We start from the raw sequence: 21,324 nt of genomic DNA, 5'->3' as shown, positions 1-21,324 counted from the left end.
AAATGGCCGTAATTTGAGAAACATAGCAGGCTGATTTTAAAGAGAATTTTTCCGAGTGCCCTATTGATTCGCTTGAAATAATTCCCATAAAAAACAGTAAGATGCCGAGTTGTGTATAAGAGACAGCACAGGGAGAGGGGACATACCGTGCCACAAATGACCACCTGCGCCCAACGGCGACTCCGGACTGGCTCCCTCTCCCCACACAAGTGTTCGTGACGAACCTCGAACCGTACATTGGGAGAGGGTTGGGGTGAGGGGAAAATGGGCCGTCTGAATTGATGAGCACTACGTGTCATGGCCTGGTTAAATAATCATTTTATGGCTCTATAGCATAGACCATATCGCGGCTAAAGTAGCGCCATACATTGGTTACGTCATTAATCCGAGGTTTGAACATGATCAAGCAACGTTTGCAGTACGCCGAACTGTCACCGGCCCCTTATAAAGCCATGGTGAGCGCATTGGGCGGGTTAGAGAAAGGCCCGCTGGATAAAGCGATCATTGAGCTGATGTTTATGCGCGTTTCGCAGATCAACGGCTGCGCTTTCTGCCTGGATATGCACGGCAAGGCGCTGCGTGCAGGGGGAGCGAGCCACGCCAAGCTGGATACGCTGGCCGGCTGGCGCGCCAGCCATGAATTCAGCGAGGCAGAACGTGCCGCGTTGGAATGGGCCGAAGCGGTCACCCTGATTGCGGCAACCGGCGCACCGGACAGCGCCTTTGACGCCCTGAAAGCCCATTTCAGCGATGCCGAAATCAGCGACCTGACCTTTGCCATCAGCATTATGAACGCCTTTAACCGCCTGGCAGTCAGCATGCGGCAGTAATTTTGCTGGCCGGGGCAACCCGGCCTGCTCGATCCGCATCGCAAAAAAATATTTCCCCACCGCTTTTCCAGCCTCGGCGCGGCCTGCGCACCAAAAACCGAAAAACACCACATATAGTGATGTTGATAATATAAACATCAACATATAGTATTCATTCATCAACACAGGGGGAAACGCTTGGGTTGGTGACGCCGTCAGAAACGCCCTATCATGCTCAACTTTCTGACTTATCCGCCTTTCCTTCAACACAAAAGGTAAATGCGAATCATGAGTATTATTATTTACACTAAACCAGATTGTGTCCAGTGCAATGCCACCTACCGTGCCCTGGATAGACAAGGGATCGACTATCGCGTGGTCGATCTGACCCAGGATCAGCAAGCGCTGAACCACGTTAAATCACTGGGCTATCAGCAGGTTCCGGTGATTATTGCCGGTGACGATCACTGGTCTGGTTTCCGCCCGGACAAGATCGGCGCGTTAGCCAACGCCCTAACCTCCTGAGGTGTGCCATGGATCCGCTGGTCTACTTCTCCAGCAGTTCGGAGAACACCCACAGATTCGTTGAGAAGCTGGCACTGCCAGCGATACGCATCCCGATCGCTGGCAGTAAAAAAGTACTGATGGAGCAGCCTTATATCCTGATCGTGCCCAGTTACGGCGGCGGCAGCAGCGTCGGTGCCGTACCGATCCAGGTGATCCGTTTTCTCAATGATCCGCAAAATCGCGGTTACCTGCGTGGTGTGATTGCCGCAGGTAACACCAATTTCGGCGCAGCGTATGGCATCGCCGGTGACATCATCGCCAAAAAATGCCAGGTACCGGTGCTTTATCGTTTTGAGCTACTCGGCACTACACAAGACGTCGCTATCGTTCAACAGGGAGTCACCGCATTTTGGCAACGACAGAACTGACCAGGCCCGCCAGCGCCACGCTGGATTACCATTCGCTCAACGCGATGCTCAACCTTTACGACGCCGAAGGGCGCATCCAGTTCGATAAGGATCGGCTGGCCGCCAGGCAATACTTTTTGCAGCACGTGAACCAAAACACCGTGTTCTTCCACAATCTGGCGGAAAAATTGCGCTATCTGGTGGATGAGGGATATTACGAAGCGACGGTGCTGGAGCAGTATGAGTTCGCCTTTATCAAGCAGCTGTTCCAACAGGCTTATGCCAAGAAATTCCGCTTCGAGACCTTCCTCGGCGCCTTCAAGTATTACACCAGCTATACGCTGAAAACCTTCGATGGCCAGCGCTATCTGGAACGCTATGAAGACCGGGTGTGCATGGTGGCGTTGCGGCTGGCAGTGGGTGATACCGCTCTGGCGCAGGATCTGGTGGAAGAGATCATCTCCGGGCGCTTCCAACCCGCGACGCCCACCTTCCTCAACTGCGGCAAACAGCAGCGTGGCGAGCTGGTTTCCTGCTTCCTGCTGCGTATTGAAGACAATATGGAGTCGATTGGCCGCGCGGTGAATTCGGCGCTGCAACTCTCCAAACGCGGCGGCGGTGTGGCCTTTCTGCTGAGCAATATCCGCGAGGTTGGTGCGCCAATCAAGCGCATTGAGAACCAGTCTTCCGGGGTGATCCCGATAATGAAAATGCTGGAAGATGCCTTTTCTTACGCCAATCAGCTGGGGGCACGCCAAGGGGCCGGGGCGGTGTATCTGCACGCTCATCACCCCGATATTCTGCGCTTCCTGGATACCAAGCGGGAAAATGCCGACGAAAAAATCCGCATTAAAACCCTGTCGCTGGGGGTGGTGATCCCGGATATCACCTTCGAATTGGCAAAGAATAACGAAGAGATGTACCTGTTCTCTCCTTATGACGTGCAGCAGGTGTATGGCGTGCCGCTGTCTGAGATTAGCGTCAGCGAAAAATACCGTGAGATGGTGGATGACAAGCGCATCCGCAAATCCCGCATCAACGCCCGTGAGTTTTTCCAACTGCTGGCGGAGATCCAGTTCGAATCCGGTTATCCGTACATGATGTTTGAAGATACGGTCAACCGCAGCAATCCGATCGCCGGGCGCATTAATATGAGCAACCTGTGCTCAGAGATCCTACAGGTCAACAGCGCCAGCCGTTATCATCAGGATCTGAGCTATGCCGAGATCGGCAAAGATATCTCCTGCAACCTGGGTTCGCTGAACATTGCCAAAGTCATGGATGCCCCCGATTTCGGCAAGGCGGTGGAAACCGCGATCTACGGGCTGACGGCGGTAGCGGATATGAGCGATATCGGCTCGGTGCCATCTATCGCCGCCGGAAATCAGGCCTCCCATGCCATCGGCCTCGGCCAGATGAATCTGCACGGCTATCTGGCGCGCGAACGCATCTTCTACGGTTCGGACGAAGGGATCGATTTCACCAATATCTATTTCTACACCGTGACCTACCACGCCCTGCTCGCCTCCAACCGGCTGGCAATAGCTCGCGGCAGCAGTTTTACCGGTTTCGAGGACTCCACCTACGCCAGCGGAGAGTATTTCAGCAAATACATCGAGCAGGCGTGGCAGCCAAAAACCGCGCGGGTGCGTGAGCTGTTCGCCAACGCCAAGATCGCCATACCTGGGCGTGAGGAATGGTTGGCATTGCGCGCTGCGGTGATGATGCACGGGCTGTATAACCAGAACCTGCAGGCGGTGCCGCCTACCGGCTCCATCTCCTACATCAATAACTCGACCTCCAGCATCCATCCGATCGTCTCACGCATCGAGATCCGCAAGGAGGGCAAGATTGGTCGGGTCTATTACCCTGCCCCTTACATGACCAACGACAACCTGGAGTATTACCAGGACGCCTACGAAATTGGCCCGGAAAAGATCATCGATACCTACGCCGCCGCCACACAGCATGTGGATCAGGGGCTGTCGCTGACGCTGTTCTTCCGCGATACCGCCACCACCCGCGATATTAACCGCGCGCAAATCTACGCCTGGCGTAAAGGTATCAAGACCATTTATTACATCCGCCTGCGCCAGATGGCGTTGGAAGGGACTGAGGTGCAGGGCTGCGTGTCCTGCGCGCTGTGAGGAAAATTATGACAATGCGACGAGTGCAGGCCATCAACTGGAACAAGATTGATGACGACAAGGATCTGGAGGTATGGAACCGCCTGACCAGCAACTTCTGGCTGCCGGAAAAGGTGCCGCTGTCGAACGATATTCCGTCCTGGGCCACCCTGAGCGCCAAGGAGCAACAGCTTACCATCCGCGTATTTACCGGGCTGACGCTGCTGGATACCATCCAGAATACCGTTGGCGCTCCGGCGCTGATCGCCGATTCCATCACCCCGCACGAAGAGGCGGTGTATTCCAACATCAGCTTTATGGAGGCGGTACACGCCCGTTCCTATAGCTCGATATTCTCCACCCTGTGCCAAACCCGGGATGTCGATGAGGCTTACCGTTGGAGTGAGGAAAACGCCACGCTGCAGAAAAAAGCCAGCATTATTCTGGCGCACTATCGCAGCGACGATCCGCTGTTGAAAAAGGTCGCCAGCGTGTTTCTGGAGTCGTTCCTGTTCTATTCCGGCTTTTACCTGCCCATGTACTGGTCGAGCCGGGCCAAGCTGACCAACACCGCCGATCTGATCCGCCTGATCATTCGCGATGAGGCAGTGCATGGCTACTATATCGGTTACAAGTTCCAGAAAGGCCTTGAACAGGCCAGCCCGGCCCGCCGCAAGCAGGTGAAGAACTTTGCCTTTGATTTGTTGCAGGATCTGTACGACAACGAGGTGCGTTATACCGAAGAGCTCTACGACGGGGTGGGCTGGACGGAAGAGGTCAAAACCTTCCTGCACTATAACGCCAACAAGGCGCTGATGAATCTGGGCTACGAGGCGCTGTTCCCACCCGCAATGGCACAAGTGGATCCGGCGATCCTGTCGGCGCTGTCCCCTAACGCCGATGAGAACCACGATTTCTTCTCCGGCTCCGGCTCTTCCTACGTAATGGGCAAAGCGGTGAATACCGAGGATGAGGACTGGGCGTTCTAAATGCCTGACTCCATCTAGCATAAAAAAAGCCCCGCATCCTCGCGGGGCAAATCGGCAACACACTACTCAATAGAAATGCGACAGCACCAGCAGCGACAGCGAAACGTTGATCGCCCCGCCGATGCGCGTTGCGATCTGGGCAAAGGGCATCAGCGACATCCGGTTGCCCGCCGTCAGGATCGCCACGTCACCGGTTCCGCCTTGCCCGCTCTGGCAGCAGGAAACAATGGCCACGTCGATCGGATGCATACCAATCTTCTTGCCAACCAGGAAACCAGTGGCCACCAGCGTGCTTACCGTGACAACGATCACAATCAGGTTCTGCACGGTGAAGGCATCCACCAGCTCTTGCCACGGCGTGATGGCTACGCCCACGGCAAACAGGATCGGGTAGGTGACGGCAGTGCGGAAGAATTTATACACCACCTGCGATCCTTGCTGAATGCGTGGCGAAACGCCGTGTGCCAGCTTCACCGCCACTGCGGCAAACAGCATCCCCACCGGGGCCGGCAAGCCGATCAGCCGGTGTAACAACATGCCCACCATATACAGCAGGATGGCCAGCAGCGCGCCGCAGGCGATAGTAGCGACATCCACGTTACCGCTCAGTTTCTCCGTTGCTGCGACCTCGCTATCGCCCTGCTTGCTCGGCATCAGGCTACCTTCGCCGGTAAGATGTGGATAGCGTTTCCCCAATTGGTTCAGCAGGCCAGCAATCACGATCGCCGTCAGGCTGCCCAACATTACGATCGGCAGGATACGCCCCAAGGCCACGCCCTGCTCCATATGCAAAATGGCGGCATAGCCCATCGATAATGGGATCGCCCCTTCCCCCACGCCCCCGGCCATGATCGGCAGGATCAGGAAGAAGAAGATCTGGAACGGATCCAGGCCCAACGCCATGCCCACCGCCATCCCGACCAGCATACCGGCCACTTCACCGCACAACATCGGCACAAAGATACGCAGGAAGCCCTGGATCAGCACCTGGCGGTTCATGCTCATAATGCTGCCGACGATGATGCAGCAGATGTAGAGATAAAGAATATTGGTCGACTTGTAGAATTTGGTGGTGGATTCAACCACCACGTCCGGCAGCAAACCATAGTGCACCAGTGCGGAGGGAATAAAGGTGGCGCAGATGGCGGCAGCCCCCATTTTCCCCACCAGCGGCAGTCGCTTGCCAAACTCACCGCAGGCAAAGCCAAAGAACGCCAGGGTTGCCACCATCACCACGATATCGCTGGGTAATTTCCCTGCCAGGCAATCGAGCAGGATCAGCACTCCGGCCAGCACGAAGAATGGCAGCGGTATAATCCCTATTTTGTAATTATCCAGAATATGCCACCACTTCTCACGCAGCGGAATATCGGCAGTTTTATCTTTGGCAACGAGGTAGGAATCATCGGTTGTGCTCATAATCTGGCCTCTTATTGTTTGTTCGGCCATCATAGAGAAACGCTTGGAGTCACCGCTGTGATTTTGTTCAAAATAAAAAAGGGTTTTTAATGGGGGTTATGGTTTCTATGGTGTTAATACCCTTTATGTAAAATAACCCGTGGAGTTAATGGCGTTAATAATAGGCTTATTTTAAGTTTTACTGATTTTATCGCACGTTCAGTGTTCACTACGCCGCTGTGAAATATTCCTCCTTACAATAAAGCCGTGCCGATGCTCACAACTTGATCTTGGGCAATATTACTTCAAGGGCGACTCATGATAGGGTAGTCACCCAAACAGACACCAGGATCCGCGGCAAACCATGCACATCAAACTCTCTTTTCATATCAAACTGTTCCTGTGCCTGGTCGCCTTTTCCTGCGTGTTGCTGACGCTGATCGGGGGTTACACTTACTACAAACTGGATGCGCAGTTGCACCGGGACCTGGGTGCCCGTGCCCAAGTGCAGGCACGTGAGATTGCGCTGATCCCCTCCCTAGTCACCGCAGTTGAAAATAACGACACGCAATACATTGCTGCGCTGATGAAAAAAATCCGCGCCAGCAGCGATGCCAGCTATATTGTGATCGGCGATAGCCATACCATGCACCTTTACCATTCCGAACATGCCGATCGTTTGGGAACCCCCATGGTCGGGGGTGATAATAAAGAAGTGCTGGAAGGCAAAAGTATTATCTCGATCCGCAATGGGGGGATCGGTATTTCATTACGCAGCAAGGCACCGATTGTCGATGACAATAACCAGGTGATCGGTATTGTTTCCGTCGGTTATCTTAAATCCCATATCGACAGTTTAAATGCCCATACGCTGACCCAGATCGTGGCCTCGATCGTCTTGCTATTGATGGCGCTGTTTATCTTTTCCTGGCTGTTATCGAAGAACCTGAAACGCCAGATGTTTTCATTAGAGCCGAAAGAGATCGCGCTGCTGGTGCGCCAGCAAAAAGCCCTGCTGGAAGCCATCTATGAAGGGGTGATCGCCATAGATCCGCAACTGCGCATCATCACGATTAACCACGCCGCGCGTGAGCTGCTGGATCTGCGTCAACCGGCCAATAATCTGTTGGGCCAGCACATCGGTGAGATCATCCAGTCGCAGCCCGATTTCTTTGCCGCAGCGCAACTGGGGCACGACACCCATGATGAGGTGTGCCGTTTCAACCATGTGCGAGTGATTGCCAGCCGGGTGCGGATCATGCAGGAAGAGGAGCTACAGGGCTGGGTGATCAGTTTCCGCGACAAGAACGACATCAACACCCTCAGCAGCCAGCTTAGCCAGGTAAAACGCTATGCCGATAACCTGCGCATCATGCGCCACGAACAGCTGAACTGGACAGCCACGCTCGCCGGATTACTGCATATGCAACGTTATGACGAAGCTATCCGCTATGTGGAAGCCCAGTCGGAAGGCGCACAGGAGATCCTCGATTTTATTTCCCAGCGCTTCAGCTCCGCCGCGTTGTGTGGCCTGCTGTTGGGCAAATACTCCAGCGCGCGAGAAAAAGGCATCGAGCTCCGTTTCGATCCCGCTTGCCAACTGCGCCAAATCCCCGCCGCGCTGAATGAAACCGAGCTGATGTCGATTATTGGCAACCTGCTGGATAACGCGTTCGATGCTACGCTGCAATGCGCAGCACCGCACGAAGCGGTAGAACTCTATATCAATGACAGCAGCAACGAGCTGGTGATCGAAGTTGCCGATCGCGGCACCGGGATTGCACCGCAGGTTCGTGATACGCTGTTTGAACAAGGCGTGACAACCAAAGATAAGGGCGACCACGGTATCGGCCTGCACCTGGTGGCTAGCCACGTCGCTCAGGCGCATGGCAGCATCGAAGTGTCGGACAACGATCCGCACGGCGCCATTTTCTCGCTGTTTATCCCCAAAGCTTAAGCACCCGGATCCGACCTATGCAACCTGAGACACTGGACGTTCTGATCGTGGAAGACGAGCCGCAACTGGCCACGCTACACGCCGAATTTCTTGAGAAAAATTTCAACCTGCGGGTGGTGGCCTATGCCGCTACCCTGGCGGAAGCCAGAGCAAAAGTGAATGCTCACCAGCCCCGACTGATCCTGCTGGACAACTTTCTGCCAGACGGCCAGGGGATTGCACTAATGGAAGAAGCCGCGGTGAAAAAGCCCGGTTGCTCGGTGATTTTTATCACCGCCGCCAGCGACATGAATACCTGTAGCCAGGCGATCCGCAACGGGGCCTTCGACTACATCATCAAACCGGTATCCTATAAGCGGCTGCGCAATTCACTGGAACGCTTTATGCAGTTTGTGCAGACCCAGCGCACCTTCAAGGTCATCGACCAGAGCAGCGTCGATGCGTTGTATAACCTGCAGTCCAAGCAGTTTTCCAACGAGCCCAGCGCCAAAGGGATTGAAACCATCACCCTGGAGTTGGTGCAGGCGTTGTTCATCGAGCAGCCGGAGGTAGCCCACGCGGTGGAAGACGTGGTGTCACACGCTGGCATTAGCAAAACCACCGCACGCCGCTATCTGGAATACTGCGTAGCAACCCAGTTTGTGCACGTTGAAATGCTCTACGGTAATATCGGTCATCCGCGTCGTTTATACCGCAAGGCGTAGGCTGACATCTGCCTGTCACATTGCGGGGCTATGCTGGCTCCTAGATATCCCCTTCGATATCGGCATCAATGTTACATTCAGCTCTTTTTACCCGGCCAAGACTTGGCCGGGTTTTTTATTCGTGTGGCTTAAAAGGTATACCGCAGCCCTACGCGGATACGATACTGCTCCTTATTATAATCGTTCCAGCGATCCAGCCATTGCAGCTCCAGATAGGGCATCCAATGGGTATCAATTTTATAGCTGAACTTATTGGTGATCTCCCAATGGTGGCTCTTGCCATTTTTGCTGTTAAAGTCGTTTACCCGGATAAAGTAATGTGGCTCGAAGGTATAATTTAACTCATCGCTGAGCTTAAAGTTCCAGTAGTTGGCAATTTCATGGGTATCATTACGCGCCGGGTTGCCGTTAAAATCGATGGAATCATAGTTATTATGGTTATAGCGATAACGCACGGTCAGGTTGAAAAACGGCAGGAATTTATAGTTGTTGTCCAGGTAGATGGCACCGCCGGATCCCGCACTGCTCGAGTTGACCAACCCGCCAGGGGACACCGTCCATTTATCCGTTGGCCGGAACAATGGATACCAGCCCTCCAGCTCGTTATAGCTGTGCTTGAGCTGATCAAACTTGCCAATGTTATAGGCGTTGGTGGCCATCACACCGGCTCCACCATCAAAATTATAGCCGCCGCGCAGGATGATTTCGTTTAATTCAGAGGCGGTATTATAAGCCTCACGAGTTTCCAGATAGGCACGTCCGGCCTGAGCGCTGGCTGAGGCAAACAACGCCGCTACCAGTAGTATCATATTGGTTTTATTGCTGCTAGAACCCCAGAGAGTAGACATGGTTGAGTTTCCTTGTGAAATTGATCCTGATAAAAGCATGCAGAAATCCCGCCGCCATGCCGTTAGGCATGACAGCTGTGCGTTATTATTGGTAATGCCCTGGCTTAGACTTCTTTGATTATTGTCGTATTGATTGCCGGATGAAGCTCGGCCTGTTCGTCACGGTTTCCTTTTTTGTTATTAATCTCGGTGATGATTTGCATAAATAACTGTTCATTTAACTTATAGAAAAAACCCATCATGACGGCGGCAACCATCGCCAATACGCAGGGATAAATAAAGATTAACTCGCGCAGGCCTTTCAGCACCGAGGCAGACTGCTCAATATTCGGAATATAGCCGATCTGCGTCAGCATAATGCCGGGTAACAATCCGGCTAGTGCGGCGGAGATCTTGCGTGAAAAGGTATAGCCGGTATACACCGAGCCTTCCGCGCGGATGCCGGTTTTCCATTCGCCGTAATCAACGGTATCGGGCACCAGCGCCCAGTTCAGGCTGTTGACGAAGGCCGTCCCGAAGAAGGCCATGCAGGAGAACGCTACGAAAGAGAGCGAGCTGTCGCCCCAGGCGTAGTTACACAGATCGCCCAGGCACCACAGCAACAGGCCACCAAGGTAGACCCGCTTTTTGCCAAAACGCTTCACCGCCGCTGGCACCATCAGCACGCCAATCAGAATACAGCCCATGCTGAAAAAACCCATATAGGACAGCAAATGGATATCGTGCAACACGTATTGGGTGTAATAGACCTGGATCGCCAGCTTGATATTAAACGCCGCCAGCGTACACAGGTTGGCAATGCACAGCACCAGCAATGGCGGGTTTTGGAAAATGGCGCGGAAGGATTTGAAGATGCCAGGTTTATGATGTGCCGGTACCACGTCAACGTAGCGCTCTTTGACCCCGCCATGGCACCACCACATGCAAAACACGCCACAGGTCGCAAACACTACCGCGGCAACCAGATAGCCCATCTCCGGACGTGAAGTAAACAGCATCTGGATCGGGACAAAGCCCACGGTGCATAACAGCAGCCCCAGCGTTGCACCTCCCTGCCGCCAAGCGGCCAGCTGCGCGCGCTCCTGCGGGTTTTTGGTCATGGCTGGCACCATCGCTCCATAGGAGCAGTTCATCAGGCTGTAGAACAGGCCGAACAGCATAAACAGCACGGTAGCCAGGACGGTTTTGGTATTCAGGCTGAGCCCGCTATTGAGGAAGTTGGCCACGGCCAGCAAAGCCACCGGTAGCGAGGCATAGAAGATAAACGGCCTGAACTTGCCTTTGGCACCGATATTTCGCCGCGAATCCAGCAGGACGCCAGTCAACATATCGGTGAAGGCGGTAAAGAATTTGGCGATCAAAAAGATCACGCCGCCGTAGATGGCGGGCAACCCCAGAATATCGGTATAGAACTTCAGCAAATACAGGGTACCGATACACAGCATCAGGTTGGAACCGAAGTCCCCCATGCCGTAGGCAAACTTTTCGCGCAGCGGCAACCGCAGCGTAACGGGGTCTTGGTAGGATAAAGAGTTGGCCATCTGGCAGATCCTTATTATTGTCTTAACCCTTAAATACCCGTCGTCTTTCAAGCCGCAGCGTTGTTACCTGCACTATCTCACCCCAGTCACTTACCCAAAAGTAAGCTCCTGGGGATGAGATAGCTTGTCGCCTAGCTGCAACTTGAAATCCATAGGGTATTTCTGCTGCAAGAATGATCAGCCATAAACGGGTTGGTTTTATCTGTTTACATAGCCGGGCTTACCACACGCTTGCGCTTTTCCAGCTCACCGACGATCTTGAGATAGTTCTTCTCCGTCAGGTGATAGAACAGCCCCATGGTCAATGCGGTCAGCACGGCCAGGCCACACGGATAGAGGAAGATCAGCTGCCGCAAGCCTTCCAGTGTGCCAGGCCCCTGCGCCACGTTGGGAACATAGCCGATATACGCCAGCATCACGCCAGGGAAGAAGCCCGCCAGCCCTTGGGAAACCTTGCGAAAGAAGGTAAAACCGGTATAAACCGTGCCTTCCGAACGCACGCCGGTTTTCCACTCACCGTATTCCACGGTATCCGATACCAGCGCCCAGTTGAGGCTGTTGACGAAGGCCGTCCCGAAGAACGCCAGACAGGAGAACAACACAAACAGCGTGGAGGTATTGCCCCACATATAGTTCATGGCATCGCCCAGGATCCACAGCGACAGGCCGCCCAGATAGACGTTTTTCTTGCCAAAGCGTTTCACCACCGTCGGAACCAGCAGTACCCCAAGCAGGATGCAGCCCATGCTGAAGAAGCCCATATAGGACAGCAGGGTGATATCGTTGAGGACGTATTGGGTGTAGTAAATCTGGATCGCCAGCTTGATGTTGAAGCCCGCCAGCGTGCACAGGTTGGCCACGCACAGCACAAACAGCGGTTTATTACCGGCGATCGCCTTGAAGGACTGCAACAGACCCGGCTTGGGTGCGCCCGGTTTCGGGATCTCGACATAACGCTCTTTGACGCCAGAATAGCACCACCACATGCACAGCATGCCGACGAAGGCGAAGATAGCCGCCCCCACCAGATAACCCACCTGTGGGCGCCCGTCAAACAGCGACAGGATCGGCACAAACGCTACGGTACATAACAACAGACCCACCGTCGCCCCCCCCTGCCGCCAGGCAGCCAGTTGCGCACGTTCTTGCGGGTTTTTGGTCATCGCTGGCACCATCGCGCCGTAGGAGCAGTTCATCATGCTGAAGAATAGCCCGAACGCCATAAAGATCAGCGTGGCGATCACTGTTTTAACGGTGACATCAAACGAGGCGCCAACGCCTATAAAGTTGGCCACCACCAGTAACGCCACCGGCATTGAGGCATAAAGGATAAACGGCCGGAACTTGCCTTTGGGGCCAATATTGCGCCGGGAATCGAGCATCAGCCCGGTGCCCATGTCGGTAAAGGCGGTAAAGAAACGCGAGATGAGAAAGATCAGCCCGCCCCACGCAGCGGGGATACCCAACACGTCGGTATAGAATTTCAGCAGATACAGCGTGCCGACACACAACAGCAGGTTGGAACCGACATCGCCCATGCCATAGGCGAATTTCTCGCGCAGGGGCAATATCAGCTTCACCGGATCCTGGTTAGCTTCACTCATGGTGATTCTCCTTGGAAAACACCTATTCCCAGAGATAGCCGCCCTTGCCGGTTGGGCAACGGGCGGCTGACAGTTGGTGATTACAGCGTGCGAAGCGAGGCAAACAACTCCGCCCACTCGCTATCCGCCCGATAGAACACCGGCGGTTGACCCATTGGTGCTGCTATCGTCACCTCGGCCCCTCCGCTATGCCGTTCACCGGTCCACAGGTTGATCCAGCTATCCTGCGGCAGGTAGAGCGTCCAGTCGGTGCGCCCTTCTTCATGCACCGGGGCCACCAGCAGATCACGGCCAAACAGGTATTGGTATTTCAGGCTGTAGGTGTGAGCATCGTCTTCATAATGCAGGAACAGCGGGCGCATCACCGGTAAGCCGGACTGCGCATTGAGCGCCACCGCCTGCTTGATATACGGCTTGAGGGAGGTGAATACCTGGCTCATGCGGGCAAACTGACGGATGGTTTCCACGTCATGATCGAACTGCCAGTTATCATCCGGGCGGTTGCCTTCGTGGGTACGCATCATCGGCGTAAAAGCGCAGAACTCGCACCAGCGCATCAGCAGTTCTTTGCTGCGTTTCATCTCAAACAGCGTGGTGTAACCGCCAATATCGCTGTGGTGCAGGCCGTGGCCAGTCATCGCCAACGACAGCGCCGCCGGGATCACCGAAGCCAGGCCGTCGTCCAGGCTCCAATCCACGTTCTGATCGCCCGCCCACATCATCACCGAATACTTCTGGCTGCCGGTATAGCCCGCGCGCATAAAGAACAGGATCTCGCCCAGCTTGCCGCATTCTTCCAGCGCATCGTAGTTGCACTTGGCCCACAGCGCTGGCCAGGCGTTATGCATGATTTCCGCATCGATGCCGTTATGCAAAACGGTATCGGTCGGCAGATATTCGCCGAAGTCCGCCATCCAGCCGTCGAGGCCAAACTCGATCAGGTTCTTTTTGATGACGTTCTTGTACCAGTCATAGGCTTCGGGCTTGGTAAGATCGACTACGCCAGCATAAAACTCGCCAAATTCGACCTGATAATCTTTACCATCGTAATCCTTGGTCAGATAGCCTTTTTCTGCCGCCTCGGCATACAGCTCTTTCTCGATGGCCACGTAAGGGTTGATGTACCCCAGAAAATGTACCCCCTCCTTCTTCCACTGCGGGATGCGTTTATCCAGCTCCGGATACAGCTCACTGTCCCAGCGCCAGTTCCACATCAGGCGTTTGCCAAAAGAGGTGATCCGCCGTCCTTCCCAGTCCTGCGCCCAGATCCCGCTGACCTTGACACCGTGCTCACGCATCACGTCCAGCTTCTGTTGGCAGACTTCGGTGCCCCCCTGAATGCCCAGGATGACGCCGTCATACACCCAGTCCGGCAGTTCTGGCTGGCGGCCAAGTAACGCGGTCAGCTTTTCCAGCAGGCTGATGTAGCTGTCGGCGCAGTCAAAGCGCAACACCGCCTGATCCTGCCAGATCGCCAACTCATGGAACTCTGGGGCAGAAAAATCGAAGTTCATGTAGCAGCTGTTTTCTACGTGGCAGTAATATTTCTGGCTGCTGACAAACGTCGGCTGCGGGAAGAAGGTCCAGTAGTAATCACCACCGGCGTTCTCCTGGCAGTCTGCCTGCCAGGTAACGTAGGTCTGCTTGTTACGGCCAACCCCCTGCTCACTGGTCCATAACGGGAAAGGCTTGCCGCGCAGGTCGAAGTAGGAAAACTGTTCACCGCAGCCATAAACGTGATCTTCCGGCTGCGCCGCCAGACGCAGCCACATGCGGTTGTTCTGCTCGTCGCTGTTGCGCAGCTGCATTTCCAACCGCCCTTGCGCATCGGTAGTGATTGCCAGCGTGCATTGGGCCACATCGCCCCGGCTAAAGCGGATCAGCCAGCCTTTGCCCTGCGGGACGATCTGGGTTTCGGTCAGCGCCAGTTTTTCACTGAGCTGGTCTTTAATGCTGAAGTTGCCGCGGAACATCTCGATATCTGCCTTGCCGCGCCCAATCCACAGGCACGGAGCTGCAGCCGAGTGCTGTATCAGCACCCGCTGCTGAAAGGTCAACGTAAATCCACCTGCGTGTTGCGTGAGTTCCAAGCCTTGCTGAGAAGCCATGATCCATTCTCCAAAAGGTTAAATGCCGTATTTTTCCAAGCGTTGGTCGCCCGCTCAGGTCAGTTCAATCACGTCCAAACCAAGCAGATCGGCCACTTTACGCAGCAGCGGACGGTGCTCGCCGTAAACCAGCGAGGTGTGGTGCTCCATACCCGCCGCAATCAGACGCTGGCGATAAGTGTCTGCATCCACATCCAGGCGCGCGGTCCCGGCAGTGCCGGAAAAGGCCAGCGGAGCCTTGATCATTTCGCCGCCGGCCAGCATCAGGCGTAGCTTGCCCTCGCCCTGAGTGATGCGGCATAGCGTGATGCGCCCCGGTTTCAGAGCAAATTCAGACAGCAGAGGAAGCTTGCGGTTGGAGTGGATGGTGGCCTGCACCGGGCCATCGCGATCGGCCATTTCGATCGGTGCCTGCCCGCAGTGCCAGAACACCACGCTGTTATCCTGCGGATCGATATCCACCAGGTCGGTATTGAACGCCGCATTGCCAGAGGCCCACTGCGCCATCAGCGAAGAGAGCACGCCAAACATGTCGGCTTCACAGCCACACGGCACTTTATCTTCGTTCATCAACGCCAACGCCCCGCAGGCAGCGCAGCCGTAATCGGTAAAGAAATCCGGCCAGCAGCGCACGGCAATGCCGGTGTAACCTTCACGCTGCGCTTTTTCACGCAGGGCAGAGTAAACCTTGAGCGTTTTGCGGGTGGCCGTTTGATCCATCTCTGCCAGGTTAGGGAAATCCTTGGCACGGCGGGCATAAGGCGCATCGGCCACGCTGTCCGGCAGCGCCTTCACCTCTTCAATAAACTCCAGCACCGGCTGGCGAGTCACCTCAACGCCAAAGTGCTGCGTCAGCTGCTGCTGGTTGTAGTTACAGGCGTCAAAACCCAGCGGGTGTTCACCAATCACCATCACCTTGGCCTGTTTGAAGCGCTTAACGATCGCCGCGGCCTGCGCCAACTGCTGTAATTCGTTAATCACCCGGCTGTCGTCCGGCAGGCCGTGCAGCGTTTGCACGTTGATGGCTTCACGGCTCAGGGCATGGCAAGCCAGATTCACCCCGCAGAAAGAGTTCAGGCGCAAACGGCCACCGGTACGGGCCTCCGGGAATGACCACATCGCCGTGGGCACCGGGAAATCACGCACCACTTCGGTGGTGAGGGAAGCATCGGTAAAGGTCACTTGCAGGATCAGCAGCAGATCGGGATCGGCCTGTTTAAGTGCGGGCAGTATTTGCAGAGCCGATTCGGCATCAAACTGCAATACCGGCTCCCCCACCAGCTCGATATCCATCCCGCTCAACGTCTGCCAGGCTTGCGCCAGCATCTCTTGCGCGTAGGGGACGTCGAAGGTCGCGCGGCCAAGTGCCAACACACCTACTTTTGCTTTATTTTTCATCATATTGCTTCCAGTAATCGAATAAATCTATGCCACGGTGCTGAAGCGGTGTTCAGTCTGGCTGTAATAGTTTTCCCCTGGGCGCAGCACTACGTTGCCAAAATGGGCGTGGTGAATGCTGTCTGGGAACGCCTGGGTTTCAAGGCAGATGCCGGAAAACGCCTGATAGCGATGGCCAGCCTTGCCATTCCAGATCTTGTTGGAAAGCTTAAAGGCGTTATAAAACTGCACGCCCGGCAGCGAGGTGTGCACTTCCATCACCCGCCCGGTCTGTGGGCAAATCAGGCTGGCGGCGGGATGCAAAGCCCCCTCAGCCGGCTTGAGCACGTAGTTCATATCAAAATCCTGCGCCGGGCGGTGCAGCATGGCGTCCCCAAGACGACGGGCGTTGCGGAAATCAAATGCCGTCCCGGCAACGCGGCGGATTTCACCGGTGGGCAGCATGGTGGTTTCATCTACCGGCGTCATAAAGTCGGCGTCGATCTTGAGCTGCTGATCGTGGATCAGATGCTGATGCCCACGCAGGTTGTAGTGGCTGTGATTGACCAGATTGACCAACGTCGGCTTGTCCGTCTGTGCCTCAAAGCTCAGCGTCATCACGTTATCTTCCGTCAGGCCGATGCGGTGACGAACCTGCAGATTGCCCGGATAGCCTTCCTCACCATCGATAGAGGTACGGCTGAAAATAATACCGTCGCCGTCTTCCTGTGCCTGCCAGACATACTTGTCAAAACCCCGACGTCCGCCGTGCAGGTGTTGCCCGGTAGGGAGTTCATTGGTGGCCAGAATATATTCCTGACCGTCGATGCTGAAACGTCCACCAGCGATACGGTTGGCGCAGCGCCCGGCAATCGCGCCGAAGAACGGATGCCCAGCCTGATAAGCCGCCAAATTGTCGAAACCCATCACGACATCTTCCGCTTGCCCATGGCGATCCGGCACCCAAAGCTGAGTAATGATGCAGCCGTAATCGGTCACACACAGCCGCATCCCGTTGGCATTGGTCAGCGTGAAAAGGGAAACGGCCTGCCCCTGATGTTCGCCAAAATGCTGGCGTTGAATGGTTGTCATAATCGATGCCCTATGGTTAGCGCGGCAGCTTGCCGCGCAACGGATGCTTAAAACTGAGCGGCTTTGCCCTGGCTGCCAAACAGCCTGATTTTTTCGGCGACTTTGGCCTGCATCACATCACGGCCATGCCCGAGCGACACCGCCAAGACAAACTCGTGAGGATCCTTGTCGAGCACTTCAGCCATCCCCTGGGTGAAGGCCTGCCGCAGTTCGGTGTCCACGTTCACCTTGGCGACCCCCAGTGAGACAGCCTTGCGGATCTGGTCATCCGGTACGCCGGAGCCGCCGTGCAGGACAATCGGCTTTTTGACGATCTCGCGGATCTCTTGCAGGCGTTCGAACGCCAGCTTGGGCTCCTGTTTGTACAGGCCGTGAGCGGTGCCGATGGACACTGCCAGATAATCCACCGTGGTCGATTGAGCAAACTGCAGCGCTTCGTCACTGCTGGTGATCAGGGCGTCTTTTTCGTCGACCGAAATATCATCCTCGGTGCCGCCGATCTTGCCAATTTCGCCTTCGACCCCAATGTTCAGCGCATGGGCAACGTCCGCCACGGCACGGGTGATCCGCACGTTTTCGTCAAATGACAGGTGAGAGCCGTCAAACATCACCGACTGGAACCCGGCCTGCACCGCCTGCATGGTCTGTTCAAAGCTGCGGCTGTGATCCAGGTGGATGCACACCGGCACCGTGATATCGTGCATAAACGCATCGATCATCGCCTTCATGGGCTCCAGACCCATCACGCTAATCACTTTCTGCCCCACCTGGATCATGATCGGGGCCTGCTCCTGTTCGGCTGCCAGCAAAATGGCGCGAATGGTTTCGGCGTTGTGTGCGCTGAACGCGCCGATGGCATAGCCGTTTTCCCATGCATGTTGGATCATGGTGTTACCAGATAAATAAGGCATTTCTTCTCCCCTCTGCGCGCTGCATAGCAAGCGCAATTACGTTAAGTGTTACGCGTTATTCGCTCTGCCCGAAGCAGCCCGAACCTGTTCTAAAATGGCACTCCAATCCTGACGCCCGCGCCCGCTGGCCCGCGCCTGGCTATAAACCTCGCGTGAGGCTGCGCCCATCGGCATGGCAACGTGCAACTGATTGGCCACATCCAGCGCTATGCCCAGATCCTTGTGCGCCAGATCGATCATGAACGCCGGGCTGAGATCGCCCTTTAGCACCTTGTTTGGCCAGGTGGTGGTGAAATGCCCCTTACCTGCCGGTGTGCCGCTCATGACTTGCAGCGCAACGTCAAATGACAGCCCTAGCGCCTCGCACAGCACCGCAGCCTCGGCAGACAGCGCGTTGAGGGCGATGCTCATGTAGTTGTTGATCAGCTTCACGCGGATCCCCATGCCCGGCCCACCGGCGTTGATCAGTTCCGAGCCCATCGCCATCAGCACTGGCGTCGCACGCTCCACCTGCTCGGCAGTCCCACCTGCCAGGATCAGCAACGTGCCAGCCTGAGCATGGTCTGAAGTTCGCCCGACCGGGGCATCCATCAGGCCAAAGCCCCGTGCCTGCATCTGGGCAATCAGCCGGTCCGTTTGCAGTGGGTGGATGGTGGACATATCCATCACCAATGCCGCAGGCGATAAGGTGCAGCACACCCCCTCGCCACCAAACAGCACCTCATGCACCAGTTCGCCGTTAGGCAACATGGTGATGACGAACTCCGCGTCCAGTGCCGCCTGCGCCGGGCTGGCTGCCGCCTTGGCCCCCTGAGCTACCAAAGCGCTGACCGCCGCCGGGCTGATATCAAAAACGTTCAGCCGGTGCCCCTGCTTGATCAGGTTGCTGGCCATCGGCGCGCCCATTTGCCCTAGCCCGATAAATGCGATCTGTGCCATGGTTCTCTCCTGTTGGTTACCTGTGTCATCTCTGTGTCATCTCTGTGTCATCTCACCGACCACAAATTAGACCATTTTTGTCTGTTTTTGATCGTATTTGTAATTTATGGTCAAAAAATTGACAGCCGTCACTCTTTTAACATTTGAGTGAATTAAAATGGTGGCAGCGTGATCGGCAGCCACTTTTTGCTGAAAACCGTTCGCTTACACAGATCAACATCCAGGGATCCAGACCATGACTCGAATCGCATGCGTAGGCATTGCAGTGCAAGACCGCCTGTATTACGTAGAGAAACTGCCTGAAGGCGGGGGGAAATATGTTGCTACCGACTACCGCGAAATTGGCGGAGGCCCGGCGGCAACGGCTGCGGTGGCCGCAGCCAGATTGGGCGCAGAGGTAGATTTCATTGGCCGGGTCGGGGACGATGCCACCGGGCAAACCCTGTTGGCCGAGTTAGGCAGCTATGGTGTGAATGTCAGACATGCCCGCCGTTGCCCACAGGCGCGCTCATCACAATCGGCTGTGCTGGTGGATGCTCAGGGAGAACGCATGATCATCAACCATCCCAGCCCAGATTTACCCGAGGATGCCGAATGGCTGCATAACATCGACTTTAGCCAGTACGATGTGGTGTTGGCGGACGTGCGTTGGCATCAGGGCGCGCTGACTGCCTTCACCTTGGCCCGGCGCGCGGGTGTCACTACCCTGTTGGACGCCGATGTCACACCGCAGGATATCCGCCCGCTGGTTGCTTTGGCCGACCATGCCGCCTTCTCCGAACCGGGTTTGCTGCGGATGACAGGAAAAACAGATATTGAGCAGGGATTGCGTGCAGCAAAAAATGACAAAAACGGACAAGTTTATGTCACTCAGGGTAAACATGGCTGTTTCTGGCTGGAAAACGCTCAACTGAAACATCAGCCAGGCTTTTCAGTTGAGGTGGTGGATACCACGGGGGCTGGCGACGTTTTCCACGGTGCGCTGGCGGTAGCCCTGGGTTCACAACCCGATATAGCTCAGGCGGTACGTTACGCCAATGCAGTTGCCGCATTGAAGTGTACCCGTCCTGGCGGGCGCGCTGGCATTCCCAATTGTGATCAAACTGACTCTTTCCTGGCCAGTTTTGTATAATATGGTTGGCCCATGACAATATTAAGGGAGTGGAGCATGAGTCTGACTGAACTTACCGGCAACCCACGCCACGATCAGCTGATCCAGTTGATCGCCAAGCGCGGCTATATGAACATCGACGAGCTGGCGCAATTGCTGGAAGTGTCTACACAGACGGTCAGGCGCGATATCCGCAAATTGAGCGAGCAGGGGCTGATTAGCCGCCATCATGGGGGCGCAGGTCGTGCCTCTAGCGTGGTCAACACGGCCTTTGAGCAACGGGAACTCTCTTACACACAAGAGAAGATAGCCATTGCGGAGGCCATTGCCGATTACATTCCCGATCGTTCCACCATTTTTATCACCATCGGCACCACCGTTGAGCATGTTGCCCGGGCGCTGATGAACCACAGCCACCTGCGCATCATTACCAATAGCCTGCGGGTGGCACATATCCTGTATAAAAACACCGAGTTCGAAGTGATGGTGCCGGGCGGCACGCTGCGCCCCAATAACGGCGGTATCATCGGCCCCAGCGCCGTAAGCTTTGTGGAAGGCTTTCGCGCCGACTATTTGATCACCAGCGTAGGGGCAATCGAAGCCAACGGCGATCTGCTGGAATTTGACGTGAATGAGTCCAGCGTGGTGAAAGCGATGATGGCGCATTCGCGTCATATTCTGCTGGCTGCGGACCACACCAAGTTCCATGCTTCGGCGGCAGTAGAAATCGGCAATACCCGACAGGCGACCGCGTTGTTTACCGACCTACCTCCCCCCTCTGCAATGGGATCGGTGTTACAGCAGCAGCAAGTGGAATTGGTCGTTATTCCCACCAGCAGCGAAGAACCCACGCTCTGATCTAAGGTGGTAAACCTGCTGATTTTCCTGCCGTTCGT

General features: G+C 55.4%; 18 protein-coding genes. 9 read left to right on the top strand and 9 right to left on the bottom strand.

The features are described from left to right. Positions 1-398: 398 nt before the first annotated feature. The 5 genes from ACMV5I_RS24820 to nrdF all read left to right on the top strand — a co-directional run bounded on the left by ACMV5I_RS24820 (position 399) and on the right by nrdF (position 4,838). Complete coding sequence (locus ACMV5I_RS24820; RefSeq protein WP_414825506.1) at positions 399-830, top strand: carboxymuconolactone decarboxylase family protein; 432 nt, start codon at positions 399-401, stop codon at positions 828-830. A 267-nt stretch (positions 831-1,097) separates the two neighbouring features. Beyond that, positions 1,098-1,334, top strand: a complete 237-nt coding sequence (nrdH, locus tag ACMV5I_RS24815) for a glutaredoxin-like protein NrdH (RefSeq protein WP_024484825.1) — start codon at positions 1,098-1,100, stop codon at positions 1,332-1,334. A gap of 8 nt (positions 1,335-1,342) precedes the next feature. Then, positions 1,343-1,744, top strand: coding sequence for a class Ib ribonucleoside-diphosphate reductase assembly flavoprotein NrdI (nrdI, locus tag ACMV5I_RS24810; protein WP_202673248.1), 402 nt, complete (start codon positions 1,343-1,345; stop codon positions 1,742-1,744). Next, positions 1,726-3,870: a class 1b ribonucleoside-diphosphate reductase subunit alpha gene (nrdE, locus tag ACMV5I_RS24805; protein ID WP_414825505.1), complete on the top strand. Its 2,145-nt coding sequence runs from the start codon at positions 1,726-1,728 to the stop codon at positions 3,868-3,870. The genes nrdI and nrdE overlap by 19 nt, the downstream gene beginning before the upstream one ends. Positions 3,871-3,878: 8 nt before the next feature. Beyond that, on the top strand, positions 3,879-4,838 hold the full coding sequence (gene nrdF, locus ACMV5I_RS24800; RefSeq protein ID WP_414825504.1) for a class 1b ribonucleoside-diphosphate reductase subunit beta: 960 nt from the start codon (positions 3,879-3,881) through the stop codon (positions 4,836-4,838). Positions 4,839-4,904: 66 nt separating this feature from the next. On the opposite strand, the gene ACMV5I_RS24795 is transcribed toward nrdF, so the two are convergent. Continuing rightward, entirely contained in the window at positions 4,905-6,257 is a 1,353-nt protein-coding gene (locus ACMV5I_RS24795; protein ID WP_414825503.1) for a 2-hydroxycarboxylate transporter family protein, read from the bottom strand. A gap of 343 nt (positions 6,258-6,600) precedes the next feature. Between ACMV5I_RS24795 and ACMV5I_RS24790 the strand changes: the two genes are divergently transcribed. Then, positions 6,601-8,193, top strand: coding sequence for a sensor histidine kinase (locus ACMV5I_RS24790; RefSeq protein ID WP_024484830.1), 1,593 nt, complete (start codon positions 6,601-6,603; stop codon positions 8,191-8,193). 17 nt (positions 8,194-8,210) lie between these two features. Beyond that, the gene (locus ACMV5I_RS24785; protein WP_024484831.1) at positions 8,211-8,897 is read left to right on the top strand and encodes a response regulator; all 687 of its coding nucleotides are present in this window, start codon (positions 8,211-8,213) and stop codon (positions 8,895-8,897) included. A 128-nt stretch (positions 8,898-9,025) separates the two neighbouring features. On the opposite strand, the gene ompL is transcribed toward ACMV5I_RS24785, so the two are convergent. From ompL to yihU, 8 genes are all read right to left on the bottom strand, one after another. Then, entirely contained in the window at positions 9,026-9,706 is a 681-nt protein-coding gene (ompL, locus tag ACMV5I_RS24780; RefSeq protein WP_414825507.1) for a porin OmpL, read from the bottom strand. A gap of 143 nt (positions 9,707-9,849) precedes the next feature. Then, positions 9,850-11,286 carry an MFS transporter gene (locus ACMV5I_RS24775; RefSeq protein ID WP_414825502.1) on the bottom strand — a complete coding sequence of 479 codons (1,437 nt, stop codon included), beginning with the start codon at positions 11,284-11,286 and terminating at the stop codon, positions 9,850-9,852. A gap of 206 nt (positions 11,287-11,492) precedes the next feature. Beyond that, the gene (locus ACMV5I_RS24770; protein WP_414825501.1) at positions 11,493-12,890 is read right to left on the bottom strand and encodes an MFS transporter; all 1,398 of its coding nucleotides are present in this window, start codon (positions 12,888-12,890) and stop codon (positions 11,493-11,495) included. An 80-nt stretch (positions 12,891-12,970) separates the two neighbouring features. Beyond that, entirely contained in the window at positions 12,971-14,998 is a 2,028-nt protein-coding gene (locus ACMV5I_RS24765; RefSeq protein ID WP_202728900.1) for an alpha-glucosidase, read from the bottom strand. A 54-nt stretch (positions 14,999-15,052) separates the two neighbouring features. After that, positions 15,053-16,399, bottom strand: a complete 1,347-nt coding sequence (locus ACMV5I_RS24760) for an L-fucose/L-arabinose isomerase family protein (protein ID WP_414825500.1) — start codon at positions 16,397-16,399, stop codon at positions 15,053-15,055. A 24-nt stretch (positions 16,400-16,423) separates the two neighbouring features. After that, on the bottom strand, positions 16,424-17,467 hold the full coding sequence (locus ACMV5I_RS24755; protein WP_024484837.1) for an aldose epimerase family protein: 1,044 nt from the start codon (positions 17,465-17,467) through the stop codon (positions 16,424-16,426). Between the two features lie 47 nt (positions 17,468-17,514). Further along, positions 17,515-18,378: a class II fructose-bisphosphate aldolase gene (locus ACMV5I_RS24750; RefSeq protein WP_021807611.1), complete on the bottom strand. Its 864-nt coding sequence runs from the start codon at positions 18,376-18,378 to the stop codon at positions 17,515-17,517. Between the two features lie 48 nt (positions 18,379-18,426). Continuing rightward, a complete protein-coding gene (gene yihU, locus ACMV5I_RS24745; RefSeq protein WP_414825499.1) occupies positions 18,427-19,317 on the bottom strand; it encodes a sulfolactaldehyde 3-reductase in 891 nt (296 codons plus the stop codon). A gap of 235 nt (positions 19,318-19,552) precedes the next feature. On the opposite strand from yihU, the gene ACMV5I_RS24740 reads away from it, so the two are divergent. Both ACMV5I_RS24740 and ACMV5I_RS24735 read left to right on the top strand, forming a co-directional pair. After that, positions 19,553-20,449 (top strand): sugar kinase, encoded by an 897-nt coding sequence (locus tag ACMV5I_RS24740; protein ID WP_261445956.1) that lies wholly within the window; start codon positions 19,553-19,555, stop codon positions 20,447-20,449. A gap of 36 nt (positions 20,450-20,485) precedes the next feature. Beyond that, the gene (locus ACMV5I_RS24735) at positions 20,486-21,286 is read left to right on the top strand and encodes a DeoR/GlpR family DNA-binding transcription regulator (RefSeq protein WP_024530699.1); all 801 of its coding nucleotides are present in this window, start codon (positions 20,486-20,488) and stop codon (positions 21,284-21,286) included. Positions 21,287-21,324 lie beyond the last annotated feature (38 nt).

It is taken from the genome of Serratia sp. T13T92 (assembly GCF_047530105.1).
GTDB classification, from domain to species: domain Bacteria; phylum Pseudomonadota; class Gammaproteobacteria; order Enterobacterales; family Enterobacteriaceae; genus Chania; species Chania fonticola.
Note: the sequence above shows the minus strand (reverse complement) of the source record. Positions and strands in the feature narration are given on the sequence as shown.